At 39.7% G+C, this 204-nt stretch carries 1 pseudogene; it reads right to left on the reverse strand.

Features of this window, described 5'->3' with window-relative positions:
• Positions 1-204, reverse strand: a pseudogene (locus HMPREF2937_RS13175) (translational GTPase TypA); the annotation flags it as partial.

The following is a 204-nucleotide window of genomic DNA, read 5'->3' on the forward strand; positions in this document are numbered from 1 at the left end:
TCAAGATACGTGGAGTTTTGATAACGGCAGTTTGGTCTTTCGTAGCTGAACGAACGTTTGTCATTTGTTTAGCTTTAGTGATGTTAACTGTCAAGTCGTTTTCACGTGAGTTTTCACCGATAATCATACCTTCGTATACTTCAGTACCTGGGTTAACGAAGATTGTTCCGCGTTCTTCAACAGACATGATTGAGTATGTTGTTG

The sequence above is a fragment of the Staphylococcus sp. HMSC061G12 genome (assembly GCF_001838465.1).
GTDB classification, from domain to species: Bacteria; Bacillota; Bacilli; order Staphylococcales; family Staphylococcaceae; genus Staphylococcus; species Staphylococcus simulans.